This is a genomic window from Clostridium lentum, from assembly GCF_014287815.1.
GTDB lineage: Bacteria > Bacillota > Clostridia > Clostridiales > Clostridiaceae > Clostridium > Clostridium lentum.
The window spans coordinates 67,933-86,758 of the sequence record NZ_JACOOQ010000002.1 but is presented as its reverse complement, the minus strand read 5'-3'; the positions used below and the strand labels follow the sequence as shown (position 1 = coordinate 86,758).

The 18,826-nt window shown below is 29.2% G+C and carries 20 protein-coding genes; 6 read left to right on the top strand and 14 right to left on the bottom strand.

Annotated elements, in window-relative coordinates; all coding sequences use genetic code 11:
- Positions 1 to 23: 23 nt before the first annotated feature.
- Positions 24 to 749: a polysaccharide deacetylase family protein gene (locus tag H8R92_RS01935; protein ID WP_186834557.1), complete on the top strand. Its 726-nt coding sequence runs from the start codon at positions 24 to 26 to the stop codon at positions 747 to 749.
- A gap of 129 nt (positions 750 to 878) precedes the next feature.
- On the opposite strand, the gene H8R92_RS01930 is transcribed toward H8R92_RS01935, so the two are convergent.
- From H8R92_RS01930 to H8R92_RS01900, 7 genes are all read right to left on the bottom strand, one after another.
- On the bottom strand, positions 879 to 2,261 hold the full coding sequence (locus tag H8R92_RS01930) for an MATE family efflux transporter (RefSeq protein WP_186834556.1): 1,383 nt from the start codon (positions 2,259 to 2,261) through the stop codon (positions 879 to 881).
- A gap of 248 nt (positions 2,262 to 2,509) precedes the next feature.
- A complete protein-coding gene (locus H8R92_RS01925; RefSeq protein WP_022213102.1) occupies positions 2,510 to 2,692 on the bottom strand; it encodes a DUF4250 domain-containing protein in 183 nt (60 codons plus the stop codon).
- A 246-nt stretch (positions 2,693 to 2,938) separates the two neighbouring features.
- Entirely contained in the window at positions 2,939 to 3,808 is an 870-nt protein-coding gene (locus H8R92_RS01920) for a tRNA 2-thiocytidine biosynthesis TtcA family protein (protein WP_186834555.1), read from the bottom strand.
- Positions 3,809 to 3,960: 152 nt separating this feature from the next.
- Positions 3,961 to 4,305 (bottom strand): BRCT domain-containing protein, encoded by a 345-nt coding sequence (locus H8R92_RS01915; protein ID WP_186834554.1) that lies wholly within the window; start codon positions 4,303 to 4,305, stop codon positions 3,961 to 3,963.
- A gap of 120 nt (positions 4,306 to 4,425) precedes the next feature.
- Positions 4,426 to 6,066, bottom strand: a complete 1,641-nt coding sequence (locus tag H8R92_RS01910; RefSeq protein ID WP_186834553.1) for a site-specific integrase — start codon at positions 6,064 to 6,066, stop codon at positions 4,426 to 4,428.
- Positions 6,067 to 6,144: 78 nt separating this feature from the next.
- Positions 6,145 to 6,882, bottom strand: coding sequence for a metallophosphoesterase family protein (locus tag H8R92_RS01905; RefSeq protein ID WP_022213107.1), 738 nt, complete (start codon positions 6,880 to 6,882; stop codon positions 6,145 to 6,147).
- A 38-nt stretch (positions 6,883 to 6,920) separates the two neighbouring features.
- Positions 6,921 to 7,790, bottom strand: a complete 870-nt coding sequence (locus H8R92_RS01900; RefSeq protein WP_022213108.1) for a hypothetical protein — start codon at positions 7,788 to 7,790, stop codon at positions 6,921 to 6,923.
- A gap of 162 nt (positions 7,791 to 7,952) precedes the next feature.
- Between H8R92_RS01900 and H8R92_RS01895 the strand changes: the two genes are divergently transcribed.
- Positions 7,953 to 8,108 (top strand): hypothetical protein, encoded by a 156-nt coding sequence (locus H8R92_RS01895; RefSeq protein WP_022213109.1) that lies wholly within the window; start codon positions 7,953 to 7,955, stop codon positions 8,106 to 8,108.
- A 56-nt stretch (positions 8,109 to 8,164) separates the two neighbouring features.
- Here the strand turns inward: H8R92_RS01895 and H8R92_RS01890 are convergent, their stop codons facing one another.
- The 3 genes from H8R92_RS01890 to pepV all read right to left on the bottom strand — a co-directional run bounded on the left by H8R92_RS01890 (position 8,165) and on the right by pepV (position 12,260).
- Positions 8,165 to 9,514, bottom strand: coding sequence for an FAD-binding oxidoreductase (locus H8R92_RS01890; RefSeq protein ID WP_186834620.1), 1,350 nt, complete (start codon positions 9,512 to 9,514; stop codon positions 8,165 to 8,167).
- Positions 9,515 to 9,617: 103 nt separating this feature from the next.
- Positions 9,618 to 10,832, bottom strand: a complete 1,215-nt coding sequence (gene pepT / locus H8R92_RS01885; protein WP_186834552.1) for a peptidase T — start codon at positions 10,830 to 10,832, stop codon at positions 9,618 to 9,620.
- 24 nt (positions 10,833 to 10,856) lie between these two features.
- A complete protein-coding gene (gene pepV / locus H8R92_RS01880) occupies positions 10,857 to 12,260 on the bottom strand; it encodes a dipeptidase PepV (protein WP_186834551.1) in 1,404 nt (467 codons plus the stop codon).
- A 243-nt stretch (positions 12,261 to 12,503) separates the two neighbouring features.
- Between pepV and H8R92_RS01875 the strand changes: the two genes are divergently transcribed.
- From H8R92_RS01875 to H8R92_RS01865, 3 genes are read left to right on the top strand one after another with little or no spacing between them, the layout of a single operon-like run.
- Positions 12,504 to 12,773 carry a spore coat associated protein CotJA gene (locus H8R92_RS01875; RefSeq protein WP_022213113.1) on the top strand — a complete coding sequence of 90 codons (270 nt, stop codon included), beginning with the start codon at positions 12,504 to 12,506 and terminating at the stop codon, positions 12,771 to 12,773.
- On the top strand, positions 12,770 to 13,033 hold the full coding sequence (locus H8R92_RS01870; RefSeq protein WP_330606852.1) for a spore coat protein CotJB: 264 nt from the start codon (positions 12,770 to 12,772) through the stop codon (positions 13,031 to 13,033). The genes H8R92_RS01875 and H8R92_RS01870 overlap by 4 nt, the downstream gene beginning before the upstream one ends.
- A gap of 3 nt (positions 13,034 to 13,036) precedes the next feature.
- The gene (locus H8R92_RS01865) at positions 13,037 to 13,615 is read left to right on the top strand and encodes a manganese catalase family protein (protein WP_022213115.1); all 579 of its coding nucleotides are present in this window, start codon (positions 13,037 to 13,039) and stop codon (positions 13,613 to 13,615) included.
- A gap of 207 nt (positions 13,616 to 13,822) precedes the next feature.
- Here the strand turns inward: H8R92_RS01865 and H8R92_RS13565 are convergent, their stop codons facing one another.
- From H8R92_RS13565 to codB, 4 genes are all read right to left on the bottom strand, one after another.
- Positions 13,823 to 14,413, bottom strand: a complete 591-nt coding sequence (locus tag H8R92_RS13565) for a zinc-ribbon domain containing protein (protein ID WP_022213116.1) — start codon at positions 14,411 to 14,413, stop codon at positions 13,823 to 13,825.
- A 219-nt stretch (positions 14,414 to 14,632) separates the two neighbouring features.
- Positions 14,633 to 15,544 (bottom strand): DUF2935 domain-containing protein, encoded by a 912-nt coding sequence (locus tag H8R92_RS01855; RefSeq protein ID WP_022167511.1) that lies wholly within the window; start codon positions 15,542 to 15,544, stop codon positions 14,633 to 14,635.
- 147 nt (positions 15,545 to 15,691) lie between these two features.
- Entirely contained in the window at positions 15,692 to 16,957 is a 1,266-nt protein-coding gene (locus H8R92_RS01850; protein ID WP_022213118.1) for a cytosine deaminase, read from the bottom strand.
- Positions 16,958 to 16,969: 12 nt separating this feature from the next.
- Positions 16,970 to 18,217, bottom strand: a complete 1,248-nt coding sequence (codB, locus tag H8R92_RS01845; RefSeq protein ID WP_022167509.1) for a cytosine permease — start codon at positions 18,215 to 18,217, stop codon at positions 16,970 to 16,972.
- 390 nt (positions 18,218 to 18,607) lie between these two features.
- Here codB and H8R92_RS01840 point away from each other — a divergent pair, with 390 nt between their 5' ends.
- Positions 18,608 to 18,823: a hypothetical protein gene (locus tag H8R92_RS01840; protein ID WP_022167508.1), complete on the top strand. Its 216-nt coding sequence runs from the start codon at positions 18,608 to 18,610 to the stop codon at positions 18,821 to 18,823.
- Positions 18,824 to 18,826 lie beyond the last annotated feature (3 nt).

Genomic DNA, 18,826 nt, shown 5'->3' with positions numbered 1-18,826 from the left:
ATATTTTGAAAGGAGACTTTTTTATGTGTAATTTTTTTAAAAAAACATCATTTTTCTTGTTGTTTCTAATGTTGATTGCTCCTTTTTTTAAGGTGAGATGTGAAGAATGTTCCCTAGAAGAAGAAAGTAAGAAAACCGTCTATCTTACCTTCGATGACGGTCCTGGAGGTAAAGTAACCCAAGAAGTCTTGGACACTTTACAAAAAGAAAATGTTCCTGCAACTTTTTTTATAATTGGTAATCAAGTCTGCGGACAAGAAAATATTATCTTACGAATGAAAAATGAAGGTCACAGCTTAGGACTACATAGTTTTTCTCATGATAGAAATATTTTGTATAGAAGTAATGGTGATTTCATTAATGAAATGAAAAAATGTCAAGATGAATTATTTAGGGTTACAGGGGATTACTACACTATTTTAAGATTTCCCTTTGGTAGCAATAATAGTACCTATAAATTAACTAAAACCATGGTTGATTGTGTACATCAAAACGGCTTCACTATTTACGATTGGACTCAGGATACATTAGATGGCGCTAACCCTAATTCTCCTCCTGAACAAATTTTAAATAGAGCTATTTCTACTAAAGATACGGTGGTAATTTTAATGCATACTTCAAATATTAATATTAATTCTGCCAAAGCTCTTCCTAGTATAATTAAGTATTATAAATCTCAAGGATATATATTTAAAAAAATAACTTCTCATACTGATGAAATTTATAAAATAACAAGACCCAACTGTTAGTTTAATGATGAGTGATGAATTAATAAATAAACTTTCTTAAATAGAGTTTAGAAAATATTATTTATCAGAAACTTTTTAAGTTTCATTATTAATTCATCATTAATTCATTATTAACTAAATTGTGACAATTTAACTAATTGAATTAACGCAGCTACATTCACTGTTTAATTTCTTAAAGGACTTTAGTACCATGAAATAAAAGGCTATAACTAAAAGTATTCCTTTCACCACACTAGAAAGACTTATACTCCACCAGACTCCATCTACACCTAAAGCTAAGCTACTTGCAAGAATTAAGGCTGCTGGCACTCTTAATCCTGTAAAAATTGTACTTATAACAGATGGAATCATAGTTTTTCCAACGCCAAAGAATGCTCCAGTAGTAGTTATTTCTAAACACATAAATACCTGTGAATATCCTAGTATCCTTAAATAATCTGCTCCCTGCTTTATTACTTCAGGTTCATTTATAAATAAGGAGAATAACCATTCACCACCAAATATCAACAATCCAGTAGCAAATATTCCAAGAATAGATGATAGCATTAATGTTTTCTTGTAACCTTCTTTTACTCTTTCATATTGACCTGCTCCATAATTTTGTCCTACAAAAGCTGTTAAAGCAGCTGAAAAACCATCTGCTGTCATCCATGAAATTGATTCTATTTGTGAACCTACCTTCTGTACTGCTATAGGTGTTGCTCCCCATTCTGCAATTATTCTGCCTATTAGCATTGCAAAAAATGAAAATAAGCAATTTTGTGTTGCTGAAGGAGTTCCCCACTTAATAATTTCTTTAGCACTATTTTTTTCTAAATATTTAAAGCTCTTTCTATTTATCCTATAACCCATTTTATAAAATACATAAATAAATATTAATGTTACCATAACTTGTGACAATACTGTTGCAAATGCTGCACCTTTTACTCCCATTGCCTTAAAAGGACCAATACCAAATATCATCACAGGATCTAATACTATATTTATAATTAAGCCTATTGTATTTACTTTAAAGGGAAGTTTGCTATTACCTGAAGCAGTTATTATCCCTGTAAATTGAGGATTCAAAAAAGCACAAATCATCCCTAATGATACAATTACCAAATAGCTTGTTGCCATAGATATTATTTCTTTATCTCCTAATTTAAAAAATTCAATTAATACATCCTTAAAAATAAGTAAAAATGCTGTATATGCTATTGCAATTATACTACACATAAAAATACTTGTATGTATATATATGTCCTTCTTATTCTCATCTTTTTTTCCTATAGCTTGAGAAACCCCTACTTGTGCTCCAGTTTTTGTAATCATAACTAAAGAATTGCCAAACCAAGTAAAAAAGCTTGCAGTACCTACTGCTGCAACTGCTGCACTTCCAACCTTACCAATCCACATCATATCCACTAAGCTGTACGCCATTTGAATAAAAGATGTACCTAAGATTGGTATTGATAGTGTTAATAATGTTTTAAATATATCACCTTTCACCAAATCAACAGTTTTTTTCATAAGCTCCTCCTTTATTTTTTTACAAAAGAAAAAGACGAAGTTCGCCTTTTTATTAGGTATTTATCTAATTATCCTCTTCTTTTGAAACTCTCTTTTTATCATCTAATATTATTTTTACTAAGGCTGTTGATGCTGCAACTAAAGCCGCCAGTTTCAAACTTTTTTTTAATTTCATTTTATGTTTCACCTCACCTATATAATATTAAATACTCTTTCACAATTATACTCTTTTATTCTTATAGAGTAAATTATTTAAATTGATTTAATTGAGTATTATATTCATATCCTACTTTTGATAGCTTCTTAATCAATTCATCTTTATCTATATCTGCATCCTCACAATACTGGTCTAAACTATCATAAAAATCTCTTAACTTCATATTTACAATACTAACTAATATATTAGAATCCATATCTAATAAACTACTCATAAATTTTTCCTCCTATATCTAATTATATATTAATAAAAGCTGCCAAAAAAGGCAGCTTCCACCATTATACTAGAATTACTAAGCTTAGCTTCATTTTATTTTTCCTTACCTACTGAATTAACTTCTGGTACTCTAGCAGCATCATTTTTTTTATGCCCTTTATAACGCTCATGTTCCCAACTTGCTCTTTGATCTTTCTTTGCCATAATACCACCTCCAATAATAGTATTGATATTATGGATATTTTTATTCTAAAGGATTTTCTGGATCTAAGAATGAATATTTCTCTCCATCCTTTTCCCATCCTAAAATTGAATTCATATTTACATTTGTTGCTGACTTAAATATTGATTTATCTACATCTTTAAAATTCTTCTTTAATTCAGCTATCATATCCTTTATTTCATGTCTCTTATTACCAATCTTCTCTGCTGCAACCATGCATGCACAGTTTAATGGCCAAAGACCTGTATATCTGATAAATCTCTTTATATACTCTTCTTCCACAAGATAAAGTGGTCTTATAAGTTCTATTCCTTCAAAATTATCTGCTTGAAGTTTTGGTAGCATGGTTTTGAAATTACCTGCATATAAAACATTTAGCATAGTAGTTTCTATTACATCATTATAATGATGTCCAAGAGCTAACTTGTTACATCCAAGTTCTCTTGCCTTATTATATAATGACCCTCTTCTCATTCTTGCACATAAATAACAAGGATAATCTTTTGCCTTTTCATCAATAATTTCAAAAATTCTTGATTCATATATATGTACAGGAATATTTAAGTGTTGGCAGTTTTCCTCTAATAGTTCTCTTATTTGAGGATGATATCCTGGATCCATAGCTATGAACTCTAGTTCAAATTTTGTTTGTCCATGCTTTTGAAGTTCTTGGAATAACTTTGCCATAAGAAGCGAATCTTTTCCTCCAGAAATAGCTACTGCTATTTTGTCTCCTTCCTCCACTAACTTATACTCTTTTATTGCTTTAATAAATTTAGACCATATAGGTTTTCTATATTTCTTTACAAGACTTCTTTCAATTTCTTCAAGAGTCTTCTTTTCCTCTTCTGGTACTATTCTTGGGCATCCTTGTCCTGCTATACCGCTCATACTATCACCTCATATTTAACTTATGTTTAACTTTTTATCTTAAAAATCCTTTAATTCACTAACTTAAATTATTTTACTTAATTTATTTCATAAAAGCAACTCTATAATTATTGGTGAACATCACCATCTCTTTCAATATTCATAAGCTCCTGCTATATATTTAATATATCTAAGCTTAATTCAATTTCTTTAATATCATTTTCTTCATCTTTTCCCATTAATATATTATAAAAATCATCACAACTTATTATTTTACATCCCATTTTTTTTGCTTTTATAAGCTTTCCGCCAGGCTTCTCTCCAACAATTAATAGAGTTGTTCTACTAGTAACAGTACTTTCAACTTTTGCTCTGCAGTTTCTTGCAAATTGAGCTAACTCCCACCTTACTGTAAAACCTCTTCCGGTAAAAACCACAACTTCATTCTCTAATGTTTTTCTGCCTTCATCATAATTAAAATTTCTAGAATCTACTCTATCAATCATTACTTCTGTCATTCCTCTTAGTTTATCTTAATATATTTATATATTATCTAAATATATTTATAAAAGCAAAATTTAATTTATTTCTGGCAATACTTTTAAAAATAAAGGAGCTTTGTTTACAGCTCCTTTTAACTATCCTAAATATTCCATATATTTGAGAATATATTTATCTTTATTCTTCATAGTTTCCTTTATTTTATTTTTTTGCAAATTACTTATAAAACCTTCATCATATAAAAAATTAAAATAATGACTAAGAGCATAAATTTGTGCTTTTATGCTACTTACACTGGTGGCACAAGTAGAAATAAACCATTCTCCTAAATACCTATCAACCATCATATTATCAATTTTCTTAAGTTCTTCTTCACTTTCATAACATAAAAAATCACATATAAACAACTCTATATTTCTACAATATAAAAGAGCTGTTTTTTCCTTAAGTCTCTTTTCTTCAATAAGATACTTGGCAAATTTATTAATATGTTCTTCTGCAAAATAATATAGTTCATCTTCCTTATCATTAATTATGTTCATAAATTTATGAATTATATTTTCATCTTTGCCATATAACTCCTTACATTCTTTATACTTTTCAAGTACATCTCTTTTTTCGTGTTTTGCTTGCTTCACAAATTTTTCCACATTATTCATATGGAAGTTAGATTCTTTATTTTCTTTTATCTTTTCACCATACATCTTTAATAGTTCTAAACCTAACTTAGTTAAGTTATGACCTATTTCATCATTAAAAACATTGGCAGCTTTTTCAAAAAAATCATTACTTTCCTTAAGACCGCATATTATTTCTTCAATTAAAAATGTTCCTAAATATGTTGGTGCTAACAATCCTAAATAATATGAAAATACTGTAGTAAAATAAATATCAAAATACACTCTTATTTCTGTACCCATTATAAAAGCACCTACATTATCACCCATAAGTACCTGTGCAAACTTTATAGTTTCTAAAATATTCTTATCTTCTGTAAGTTGGTCTATATTTTCAATAAAATTATTGGCAAAAGGTAATAATTCATCTATAAACCTATTAAAATCCTCTTCTTTTATGTCATTATTTAAAAATTCTATTATCTGCTTTCTTGTTGCTTTCTTTTGAACATTATTAATATTATTTATATTTCTCATGGTTATGTTAATGGTTGCTTGGAAAATCCTATTTAATTTCTCCTTATTCGACAACATCTTAAAATCTATATAGCTTCCACTCACTTGAAAACATTTACAGTTTATTGCTCTTATTTCTTCAATAATATTTAGTTCCTGACATAATTGAACTAGATAATTTACATAATACAAACTTTGAATGGTAAACTTTTTAACTACACTATCACTAATAGTTAAAATTTTTTCACATTGATTTTGAAATATTATTGAAGGATTAGCTACATTCATCAACATATCTATATCATTAATAATAGGATGTTCCTCTAAACTACAATATTGAAATTCTACATGAAGATTTAAGCTATTATCCTTTAAATCATAAAGTAATACAGGTAAAATTACATAATTGCCTGGAAACCTTTGTTGAACTATATTATTAATTAAATAATTTGGAGTTATATATGTTTCATTTATCATAGAAGAAAAGAGCCAGTTTCTAAAAATTTCATCCTTTATTTTTAATAATTCTTTCTTTTCTTTGTTTTTTAGAAGATCATACTGTTCTTTAAATTCATTAATAAAATCTAAAAATAATTCCTCTATATAAGCATTATTTTTTATATATTCAATTACCCCTGATTTCATAAATTTAACTCCTTTTGTAAGATTATTATTTTACTAATTATTATTACCAAAGTTAAATAATATAAATCATAAAGATAATTACAATCTCAAAAATTTTCCACTTCTAATTTCTTTTATGAAAATATCTAAATCTGGTATTTGCTTTTCTATTGCTTCTGCTATTACTTTCTCATTATCATATTTTACCCTTCTGAAGTTTACTCCAAAAGAAGCCTTCTCCTTAAAGCCATATTCCCCTTCAAGTATTACATAAGAAGCCATTGGTATATTATCATAAGGACATCCTACACTCCCTACATTAAACAATATCTTTCCATCCTCAAGATAGTCAATAAACGCACCATGAATATCTCCATATCCAACAATATCAGATTTAATCCCCTCATTATCTAGCCTGCTGATTTTAGGAATATCAAACATTTTTAACTTTTCCTCAATTTCAAGATTAGGATACATTCTTAAATATACATCTTCACTATGAGCATGAAATAACCTAACAAATCTTCCACTTAAATAAAATCCTACAGATTCTGGTAAACCTCTTAAGTATTGTAGTCTCTCATCACCTATCCTATCTAAATACCATTTATTTCTTTCCTCCATTTTATGAGAAAGAAACTTATCCCAATTTCCAGCCACTACAATATCACATTTATATCTACAAAAATCTATAACTCTTTTACAGCTTGGGCCCTTACCAACTAAGTCCCCTAGACATATTATCTTATCTATATCATTTTTCTTTATATCATCAAATACAGCTTCTAAAGCTGGCATATTTCCGTGAATATCAGATATTATTGCTATTTTACTCAATTTATACTCCTCCCCAAAATATATTTTTAAATATATAATTATTGTTTAGTTTTTATATCTATCATTTGTTCAACTACTCCATATAATTCCTCATTAAATATAGATAACTTATCATATAATTCTGTTATATCCTTTTCTGCTTTTAAAGAAAATTCTTTTCTTTTTTCAATATCATCTAACCCTAAATTTGCAAGCTTCATCATCTCACTATCAACTACACATATATTCTTTAAAGCTCTTATATTTTCCTTATCAAAAGTATCTTCTAAAGCTCTCTTTAATTCACCTTCTTTTATATTGGCAAGAGTGATATTAAATTCATCTATAGTCTTATTAATCCATTTTATATCATCACTTTTTATATACGCATCATTGCTATTATAGAATCCATTTCCTTTTTCATCTTCTTTGAATGCCCCACTTATTATATCTTCAATTATCCTATTAATCTTTGAGTAATAGCTCATAAATATTATTTCTATCTTAGTAAACTCATAACCTTTATATGCTGAATCTCCTTCCGTAAATAAATTATCTCTTAATTCATCAACTATATCACTATCTATAGTTAAAAAACCTGTACTAAAATTTCCTGATTCAGCTCCTATAAAAGCAGCCCTTTCTGTCATTATTATTTTACTATTTTTATCTAAATTAAAGCTACTATTTATTTTATTGATTCTTTTTATATTTTCACCTTTTATAGTATCAATATCAGATATTACTGTTATTTTCCCCTTTAAAGACTTTAATGAATCCATAAGCTGAATATTTCTCTGACTCTTGCCAAAAGCCATTATGTAAATTTCTTTGGCTTCCTGTAACTTGCCTAATATGTATTTATAGCAACATTCATCACTAGACTGTACAACTTTATAGTAATCACTTATATTTGTTTCAAAAATCATATTTTTGACCCCTTTCTTTTTTGCTTTTAAAAATATTGTATTACTTTTTGTAAAAACTATCTATATTTTTATAAATATCATTTATTACCTAATTTTTTTATTTATTTTACTGTTCATTTCAACTAAAATATTATACATAAAAATAAAAAGAGGTAATTAAAGATGAAAATTGAAAAAAAAAGCTCTAATGCTTCATTGATTTGTCCAATTTGTGGCGATACAATGAAGGATTTCAATTATGCATATGATAATAAGCAATATGGTAAAAATTATTACAAATGTGACACATGTGGTCATAAAGAATGCATTGTCAAATAATTTTTTCATAAAAACCAGGGATAAAATTCATTAAGAACTTTTATCCCCTTTTCTTTTTATAACCTTATGGACTGTTCAAAATCAAAAAAGTTATATGGATCATATTTCTCTTTGATTTTTCTTAATTTTTCTTTAAACGGACCATAATATTCATCTTCATAACTATCTAATTCCTTTAAAGGGAAATTAATAAATGAACCTTTAGTCATCGTCTTTAATAGCCTAAACTTTTCCAACATCCATTTTTTATTTTCTGGAGCATACTTTTGCTCTTCCCATAATACTTGGAAGCCCATTATTGCTTCAGCATCTCTATAGTAAAAACTAGTATTCTCTTTAGGTATTTCTTTTATTACTCCTCCTAGCCCATAAAAAGACAATGCTGCATATTCAGCTGACTTAGGTATATCTGAAATAACATCCACCATCTTAATTATTTCCTCTTCACTATAATCATCATATACAAATCTTCCAGATGACTTATATTTTTCATACTCTGGATGACTATCTTGAATTTTTCTATTGGCTTCAAGAACAGTAATATATTCCAGATTAAAATCACTATTTATTCCTATATCTTTAAATGGTTTTAAAGCTTCCATAGTCTCTTTTTCATTACCATAAAACAGCCCTGTAATTTTTATCCCAGTACCTTTATGCATGGAATTATATATGGCAGTTTTTAAATTAAGCCTTATATCTAAGCTCTTAAATTCCTTTTGCCAAAGCTTAAATATTAGAACCTTTTCATCAATAGTTAAATTAGGATAATCTATATTTATCAAGGTAGCCTTATTAATTTTATGAGGAAGTTTAAATTTCATAGCAGTAACAATACCAAAATTCCCTCCACCACATCCTCTAAGTGCCCAGAACAAATCACTATTAACCTTTTTATCAGCTAATATTTTTTCTCCTTTATAATTAATGAGCTCCACTTGTAAAAGGCTATCAATCCCTAATCCTAAAAGCCTACTAGAATATCCCCAACCTCCACCTAAGGTAAAACCAACTACCCCGACTGTTGGACATCCTCCTCCTGGAAATGGATAGCCGGCACCACAAACAGCTTCATAAAGTTCTCTATTTCTTACTCCACCTTCTATGGTAACTGTTCTTTCTTCTTCATTTATGTATATTTTATTCATTAAGCTTATATCTATTACTAAGATATCATTACCATTGGAAAATCCCTCATAATGATGTCTTCCGCTTCTTATCCTAAAAGGTAATTTTTCTCTTGCTGCAAAGGCCATAGCCTCTATTATTTCATCCTCATTTTTACAAAAAACTATTGCTAGCGGATATTTTTCTACTCCTCTATTCCAGCCTTGCCTTTCTTCTTCATAAGCAAAATCATCTTTGGTAATGACTTTTCCTTTTAACTTTGCAAAATCCACCTTCATTCTCCCACCTACTTTATCTTTAGATTTCTTATAAAAAAAGCCTCCTGAAAATGGCTGCAATATCTCCTCTACTGCAGCCATTTAAATTTGGCTTAATTCATAACTATTTAGCGTAATTTTTTAAGATTTCTACTATTATATCTGTACATATATCCATGCCTTCAACAGTTATATGTTCATACTCACCATGATAAGCAAATCCACCTGTACCTAAGTTAGGACAAGGTAATCCCATATAGCTTAATGTAGCTCCATCAGTACCACCTCTTATTGGCTCAATTATTGGCGTTACATTTAAAGCCTTCATGGCAGCTATAGCATTATCTATTAAATGCATACATGGCTTAACATGTTCTGCCATATTCTTATATTGATCTGATATAGTAATTTTTACTGTACCTTCTCCATATTTTTCATTTAGTAATTTTTCAGCTAATAATAAAGTTGCTTTTTTAGCCTCTAATTTGTTATTATCATGGTCTCTTAAGATATAACTCATCTTAGCATAATCTGTATTGCCGCTGAAACTTTCTAAATAATAAAATCCTTCATAACCTTCAGTATGTTCAGGTTTTTCACCTTCTGGAAGCATTCCATTTAACTCTATACCTACATTCACAGCATTAATCATGGTATTTTTTGCACTTCCAGGATGCACAGAAACACCATGTATTTCTATTTCTGCTGCAGAGGCATTAAAGTTCTCATAAGAAATCTCACCTTCCATACCTCCATCTATTGTATAAGCAAAGTCTGCTCCAAAGTTCTTTACATCAAAATGAGCAGCACCTCTACCAACTTCCTCATCTGGCGTAAAGCCTACACATATCTTTCCATGAGGTATATTTTCATTAATTATTCTTTCACAAGCTGTAAGTATTTCTGCTATACCAGCCTTATCATCTGCCCCTAAAAGTGTATTTCCATCTGTTGTTATAAGTGTTCTTCCCTTTAATTCTTTTAAATGCGGAAATTTACTAACTGATATAACAGTGCCATTTAATAAAGTAATATCTTCACCGTTATAATTTTCTACTATTTGTGGATTTACATTTTCTCCTGGAGCTGCTGGTGCAGTATCAAGGTGTGCTATAAGCCCTATAGATTTTCTATCTTCATATCCTTCAGTTGCTGGAATATATCCATATACATAGCACTTATCATCAACTCTTACATCTTTTAATCCTAATGCTTTCATTTCTTCCACCAACATATGAGCTAAATCAAATTGTCTCATTGTTGATGGTACAATTTCAGATTTTGGATCAGACATAGTATAAACCTTAACGTATTTTAATAATCTTTCATATGCTTTCATAATCAATCTCTCCTTAACTATATTCTAGCTGCAAAGTTGAATTATTGCTTCAGTAAATATCTTGGCACTTAAAATTAATTCATCTACTACGGCAAATTCATCATCACCATGCATATTATTATCAGTTCCTGGCATTGTACATCCAAATGCCACACCATTTTTTAAGTTATGGACATATGTGCCTCCTCCAATGGCAAGACACTCTCCCTTTTGACCGCTATATTTTTCATAACAACTTAAAAGTGTTTGAACAAATTCTGAATTTTCATCAACATGATGTCCTGGTAAAACTTCACATGGTTCTAAAATGATACCATTATCCTTTAAATTCTTTGCCACAACATCTCTTAAATTTTCGTTAGTAGCACAAAGTGGTGCTCTACAATCAAAAGTTCCTTTTAAGGAAGTCATATTATATTCAAAGATAGTAAATGATAAAGTAAGTTCTCCTGATACTTCATCACTGATATTCACTCCTATAGCTTTTCCTTTATAGTCTCCATGTGGGAATAATTTATTTACAGCACATAACCTTTTAAATCCTTCACTTTCTGCAAAAGGCATTTCACATAATAATTCAAGCATAGCAGTAAGTGCATTATTACCACTTTCAGGATAAGCTGCATGTGCTCCTGTACCTCTTATATTAATTACACATTTATTATCTTCTTCTGTAATTTTATATGTTATACCTAAAGGTAAAAATTTTCTTTCACAATAGCCTAAAAGCTCATTGTAACTTATACCTTCTATCACTGCAGAAGCTCTGTCTGGAATAACATTCACCTTTACCCCTGAATTTACAGAAACTATCCTTGGAAGCTTTTTATCTTCTTCAAATTCTGCTCTAAATTCTGGCTTAAAACTTCCCTTTTCAACATTTATAAGAGGAAAATCTGCATCTGGCGAAAAAGTCATAGGTGCTTCTTCTTCTCTATTATAATAGTACTTTATATCTGAACTTCCACACTCTTCATCAGTTCCAAGAATAAGCCTCACATTCTTATTTAATGGAATATTTAAATCTTTTACCGCCTTCATGGCATATAAAGCTGTTACCGCTGGTCCCTTATCGTCAGAAGCTCCTCTTCCATAAAGCCTTCCATCCTTTATTATAGGTTCAAAGGGCTTTGTCACTGTCCATTCATCACTTACTGGTACTACATCTAAGTGTGCTAAAATATCTAATGCCTTTTCTTTTTCATTAAAGTCTACTGCTCCTACATAATTTTCATAATTTTTAGTGACAAATCCCATAGAAGCTGCCATACTTAATGCTTCTTCTAAAACCTTAGCAGGTCCTTCACCAAAAGGCATCCCATCTTTAGCTTCACCTTTATCACTCCTTATTTTTATAAGCTTAAATATATCATTAATCATTTCATCCTTATGGATATTGAAATATTCTTCAATTTTATCTTTATACACCTTATGCCCTCTCTTTCTAAATAAAATTATATTACTATTTTAATACTTTATTATTCTTATTTCTATAACTATCCTAAAGATTCTTTCTTAAAGGGAAAGTTTATATTTCATTATTTTCCCATAACTAAAAACACTCTTATTATATCGACATTTATTTATCTACTTTTTATTTTTTAACACTTTTTCTCTTTTTATTGCATAATATTATCTTGTACAATATTTATTAATGAAAGGATATATATCATGTACTTTTATAGAAAAGACGATTGTATAAAATGTAATGATTGTATGAATGATCCTTGTGATGCTTCTTGTAACACAGCCTGTAATCCAAAAGTAAATTGTTATGAATCTTATAAAGTATTTGCTCCCAATATATATGCAAAACCTTATATTACTTTACAGCCTTATGAACATTTATTTAATTTAAGTGATGCTTTTTATGCTGGCACTATTTTTAAAGATCTTTATAGCCCTTATTGCGATGTAAAATATGTTAAGGGGGTTAAATGATGGATAGAGAAGATTTATTAAATAATATTAGAAAAATGTTATTTTATTGTGTTGATTTAAATCTTTATACTGACAGTTTCCCATGTTGCGAAAAATCCACTGAAGATTATGAAATAATGTCTTCAAAATTAAAAAAAGCAATTTATGAATACGAACAACAATATGGTCCTTTAATTAATTTCGGATTAGCTTATATGCAAAATCCTAAAGCTTGGATAGATACCCCTTGGCCATGGGAAAAATGTAAGGATGGTGAATAATATATGTGGTGCTATGTAAAAACTCTTCAATATCCTGTTAATTTAAAATGTTCAGATTTAAGTATGGCAAAACTTCTTATTACTCAATTTGGTGGCCCTGATGGCGAACTATCAGCAGCTCTAAGATATTTAAGCCAAAGATTTTCTATGCCTACCAATAAATCTAAAGGTATGCTAAATGATATTGGCACAGAAGAAATGGCCCACGTTGAAATAATTGCCACAATGGTTCATCAAATAATGGAAAACTCTACAATAGATGAAATAAAAAAAGCAGGTCTTGCTGGCCATTATGCAGATCATGGTAAAGGTGTGTATCCTACAGATGCTACAGGTAATCCTTGGAGTGCTACCTTTTTTCAATCTAAAGGTGATGTAATAGCTGATTTACATGAAAATTTAGCTGCAGAACAAAAAGCTCGAGCAACATATGAATGGCTTTTAAATTTAACAGATGATTACGAAATCAAAAAAATTCTGGGATTCTTAAGAGAAAGAGAAGTAGTTCATTATCAAAGATTTGGTGAAACACTAATGCACGTACAAGAGAATCTCTCTCATAAAAATCCAAATTGTAAATAAAACAAACTAGCTATCACAGATAGCTAGTTTTTATGTTATATATTTCAAAATATGATAATAATAAGAATATCAAATATTATAACTGAAATATATTAGAAATCAAAATTGGTATGGCAAAAAATATCAATGCTTTTAATATATTATGTTTTACAAGATTTACCCCCATATTAAACTTTCCCCTTAAGCTAAAATTCCACCTCTTTATTTCTATTGTCTATTATAATATTCAATTCCATCAGATGGCTTAAAATATGTTCTTATATATCCATCTTTTGATACAAAGACAATTTCATTATTCTCTGCATCATAATATATATCATCTCCGTCTTCTGCTTCCTGCTTATGTTTAGAAGAAGCTGAAGTTACTACTTCATTAGCCCCCTCTAAATAATCTTCTTTTGTTGTATAACCAAATTCACCACCATGCTTTAAGAAATGCTCCTCCCATAAATTATCATTACGGAATTCTAAAACACCATCTGCTTTTTGGCTTTGTAGCACACTTCCTATGTTTAAGGCATCAAAATTTATATTAAATACCTTACCTATAAATGATAAAAGAAGTACTACTGCCACTATAATAATATTTCTAAATTTTTTACTTTTATTCTTACTGTTAATCCTTTGGATATTAGTCTCTTTTATACTCTCTTTTTCATTATTATTTATATTCTTATTTTTCTTTCTACATTCACTACATCTCTTTGGCAGATTAAGACCCTTATCATTATAAAATTTTATTTCTGAATCTGTCAGTGTAAATTCCTCTCCACATTGTTTACACTTTCTTTTACCCACTATGTACCTCCAATTATCTTCATTTTTATATTAACCATATATTCTCTTAATAAATTTTCAAATAATATAAATATATTTATTATGTTATCATATAATAAAAAGGAAATCTATTTTTTATACTTGTGATTATTATATGATTATAAGATTTAGGTTTATATATAATTTAAAATCAATAAGAGCAGGTAAAAAACCTGCTCTTCTGCTACATTATTTAAAGCTTTATTCTTCATAAGCTTCTAAAATCCTTAAATAATGATTTGCTTCCCTTAGCACATGGTCTGAAAGAAGTGGTAGGATTATTGACTTTATCTCACATCCTAATATGCCCTTGGTGGCTGCCTTCTTAAAATCAATTAATTTGGCTGTCTCAATCAATGTATCACTTACAATAGTGGTACTGGTAGCTTCATTAATATCAGATGTTTTTTTCATTAACTCTTTAAATTTCTTAGCAAACTTATCAGCAGAATTTATGAGCTTTTCTTCACTTGGATCAAGCATCCCTCTAATAAACATGGCATGCTCCATGAAGATTTCATTCCAAAATCTCTCTACTTTTTTAATTTTATATTGCTCTATATCAATATTATTTTCAAGATCTTTTATATTCTGCTGGTACTTTTTAGCCTCTTCTATTATATGTTCAAGCATCATAGGGTAATTAGAAGTAAATAGCTTACAGCTAATCACTTCTTCTAAAACCTTCTCTTTAAAGCATATTAACTTGTCTAGCATCTTTATAGCCCTGCAATTTAAATTCTTTACACAATCTGAAGTCTTCACATCAGCTATTTTCTTATTTTTACATTGAAGATGACTTTCCATTAAAGTTATCTTGCAATTAATCTCTAAGCCTGTATAATACTTTGTTTTCTTTTCAGCTTCTAAAGTATATTCTGTGAAAATCTCTCCTGAATCTATTATACTTTCCCTAACAATACCATTGGCAAGCTTTACTACTTCTAATAAAAACTTTTCAAAACTAACTTTATAATTTTCTGCTTCCTTAATTAACCTGGTATTCTTTCCTGCAAATCCAGCTTCTAAAAACAATAAGTGCTCTTTCATTATCCTTCCCCAAAAAAGATGTAGTTCCAGTGACTGCATGACATATTCTTCTCTACTTATCATATTTTTGCTCCATATAAGTTTTTTATATTATGCTATAAAAAATTTAATTCTATTACTTACCTTGCTCTTCCATCAGCCATCTGGTAATTTTCCTCTAGCAAAAAAGAGCTAGCTATGAGCACTAACTCTTTTTAAAAACATTCTCCACTATCTTTTAAATGTCACTTCTTTTTCTTCATTCATATTTATATAGGACTTGCTTGGTATAGTTTTAGCAATTACTCTTCCTTCTCTTATAGAATATAAAACTTCCGCTCTTCTTCTAACGGCATCATATCCGCTTTCAGCATTTAGTAATATTAAATTCCCTGGCTTGCCTATTTCAATTCCATATTTATCTTCTATATTTAATGTTCTTGCACTATTAGTTGAGATAAATTTTAATGATTCATTTATATCATCATAACCCATCATCTGACATACATGTAAACCAAAATGAACTACTTCTAACATATTTCCTGTTCCCATTGGATACCATGGATCAAATATATCATCATGACCAAAGCATACATTAATTCCTGCTTCATTTAATTCTTTAACTCTTGTTATTCCTCTTCTCTTTGGATATGTATCAAATCTTCCTTGTAAATGTGTATTTACTAAAGGATTAGACACAAAGTTTATTCCTGACATCTTTAATAATCTAAAAAGTTTATATGTATATGCATTGTTATATGAACCCATAGCAGTAGTATGGCTTGCTGTTACTTTATTCTTTAAACCACTTTCTAAAGCTCTTGTTGCTACAACTTCTAAAAATCTTGATTGCTCATCATCTATTTCATCACAATGAACATCCACTAATACATCATACTTTTTAGCTAATTCAAAAATCTTATTTATAGATTCTACCCCATATTCTCTTGTAAACTCAAAGTGTGGTATAGCTCCAATAACATCTGCTCCTAATTTTATAGCCTCTTCAACTAATTCTAACCCATTAGGATATGAAAGAATTCCTTCTTGTGGGAAAGCAACTATTTGTAAAGTAACATAATCCTTAACTTCTTCTCTTACTTCTACCATTGCTTTTAATGCAACTAAACTCTCATCAGTCACATCCACATGAGTTCTAATAAATTGAATTCCATTTGCAACTTGCCATTCAATAGCTTTTTTAGCTCTATTTTTAACATCTTCTTTTGTTAAAAACTCTTTTCTTTGAGACCATCTTTCAATTCCTTCAAAAAGCGTACCACTTTTATTCCACTCTGGCTCTCCAGCTGTTAATGTAGTATCTAAATGAATATGTGGTTCTATAAAAGGAGCTGAAGCTAATGCTCCATTTCCTTCTATAATTTCTTCACCTTCCTTAGCTTGAATTTCTTCAGCTATTGCTTCAAATTTTCCATCTGTTATTCTTATATCAAATAATCCATCTCTATCTAAAAGTCTTACTTTCTTAATTAACATAATATTATCACCTTATCTGTTAGTTATTTTTGTTCCTATTACATAAACTAAAATTGTTGTTACTATTGCATTTAATGCTATAACTCCTACCGACACAACATTAGCCACTATAAATCCTACTAAAAATGCTACTATTGCAATCCAATTTATATTTTTAAATTTTGTATTATCCATAGTATCATATTTTCTTTTCTTTACAAAGAAGTAATCTGCTATTATTATTCCACCTACTGGAGGAAGCATTGAATTTAGAAAAGTTAAGAATGCTGTAAAATTATTATTTAGCCATATTGAGCCTACTGTTCCAATTAATCCACATGCTATTACTAATTTCTTTTTAGGAAGCTTTGTTATATTTGAAAGTCCTAATGCTGATGTATATAAAGCATTATCATTAGTTGTCCATATATTTAATCCTAAAACCAATATTGCAGGTATTACTAATCCTTGAGAGAACATTACATCTGCTATATCAGAATTTCCTGTAACCATTGCTCCTACAGCTCCAAATAAGAACATCAATGAATTTCCTATAAAGAATGCTACAACTGTAGTTGATACTGCAACTTTTTTATTTTTTGAGAATCTAGCAAAGTCTGGTGTTGCTGTTCCTCCACTTATAAATGAACCTACACATAAAGTTACCGCCGTTACTAATGCCATTTTAGTAGTTGGTTCTATGTTCATTAATCCTTGAACTCCACCTACTGAACTTGTTGCCATTGCTACTGATGTACTACCTAATACTGCTATTGCTGGAACAGCTATAGCACTTAATATTGTTAGTGACTTCATTCCAAAGTAAGCTGTTGCCGTCATTAATATACCTGTAATTGCTACTAAAAGATATAAATTTATATTAAATCTATTTGCCACTGGTATTGCAAACATTGCTATACCTACTCCAAACCAACCTATTTGAGTTATACTAGTTATAAATGATGCTACATATGATCCCTTTTCTCCAAAAGAATATCTAGCAAGCAAATGCATTGAAAGTCCTGTATCTGCCCCTATATATGCCAGTGCTCCTGTGTAACATGCCAATATTAAATTACCTATAACTACTGCTATAAAGAAATCTTTTAAAGGTAAACCTGTCCCTAAGTTTCCTCCTGTCAACATACTTGCTGAGAAGAATGTAAAACCAAGCATTACTACAAACATTGAAAAGAATCCCTTTTTATCTTTCTGATGAACATGTTCTAAAGCATAATCATGATCATCTATTCTTTCTTCCATTATTAATTTTTCTTCCATTTTTAATCCTCCTAAATTGTATATTTAGGAAAACCAGTACTTATGTGCAAAAAACGACCCTTCTAAAAATATAGAAAGGTCGTTTACACATATAATTAGATATTCATATTAAGCACGTAAAATACTTTCATATTTTGCATATATCACGCTATTCTTTAATTCTATCTAATTATTTTATCTGCCGTATTCTTTCGACCTTATTAGTCTCTCTGGACTAAATTTAAAGGACTAGTTTTCTTGAAGACATTATATACTTTTTTGTCGGAATAAGTCAATATAATTTTATTTTATTTTTATTGCATAAAATTCCTAGGATAATTTAAAGCTTATGACACATCCTAAGATATATGTTTTTTAATTTTTAAAAATTTTATTAGGAGTGATATCAATATGAAGCAACTTTCACAAGTTGAAATTTTATCTTTAACAGCTATATTAAAAGCTGAAAGCGACGGCCTTAAAATGCAAAGAGCTTTAAACACTGTAATTACAGATGAAGATTTAAAGAGACAGTCAGAATCAAGCATTCTAGCTGCAGAAGGAAGAATAAATGGATTAATTCAATTCATTAATGAAAATAACATTTTAACTAATAAGGAGGAATAGTAA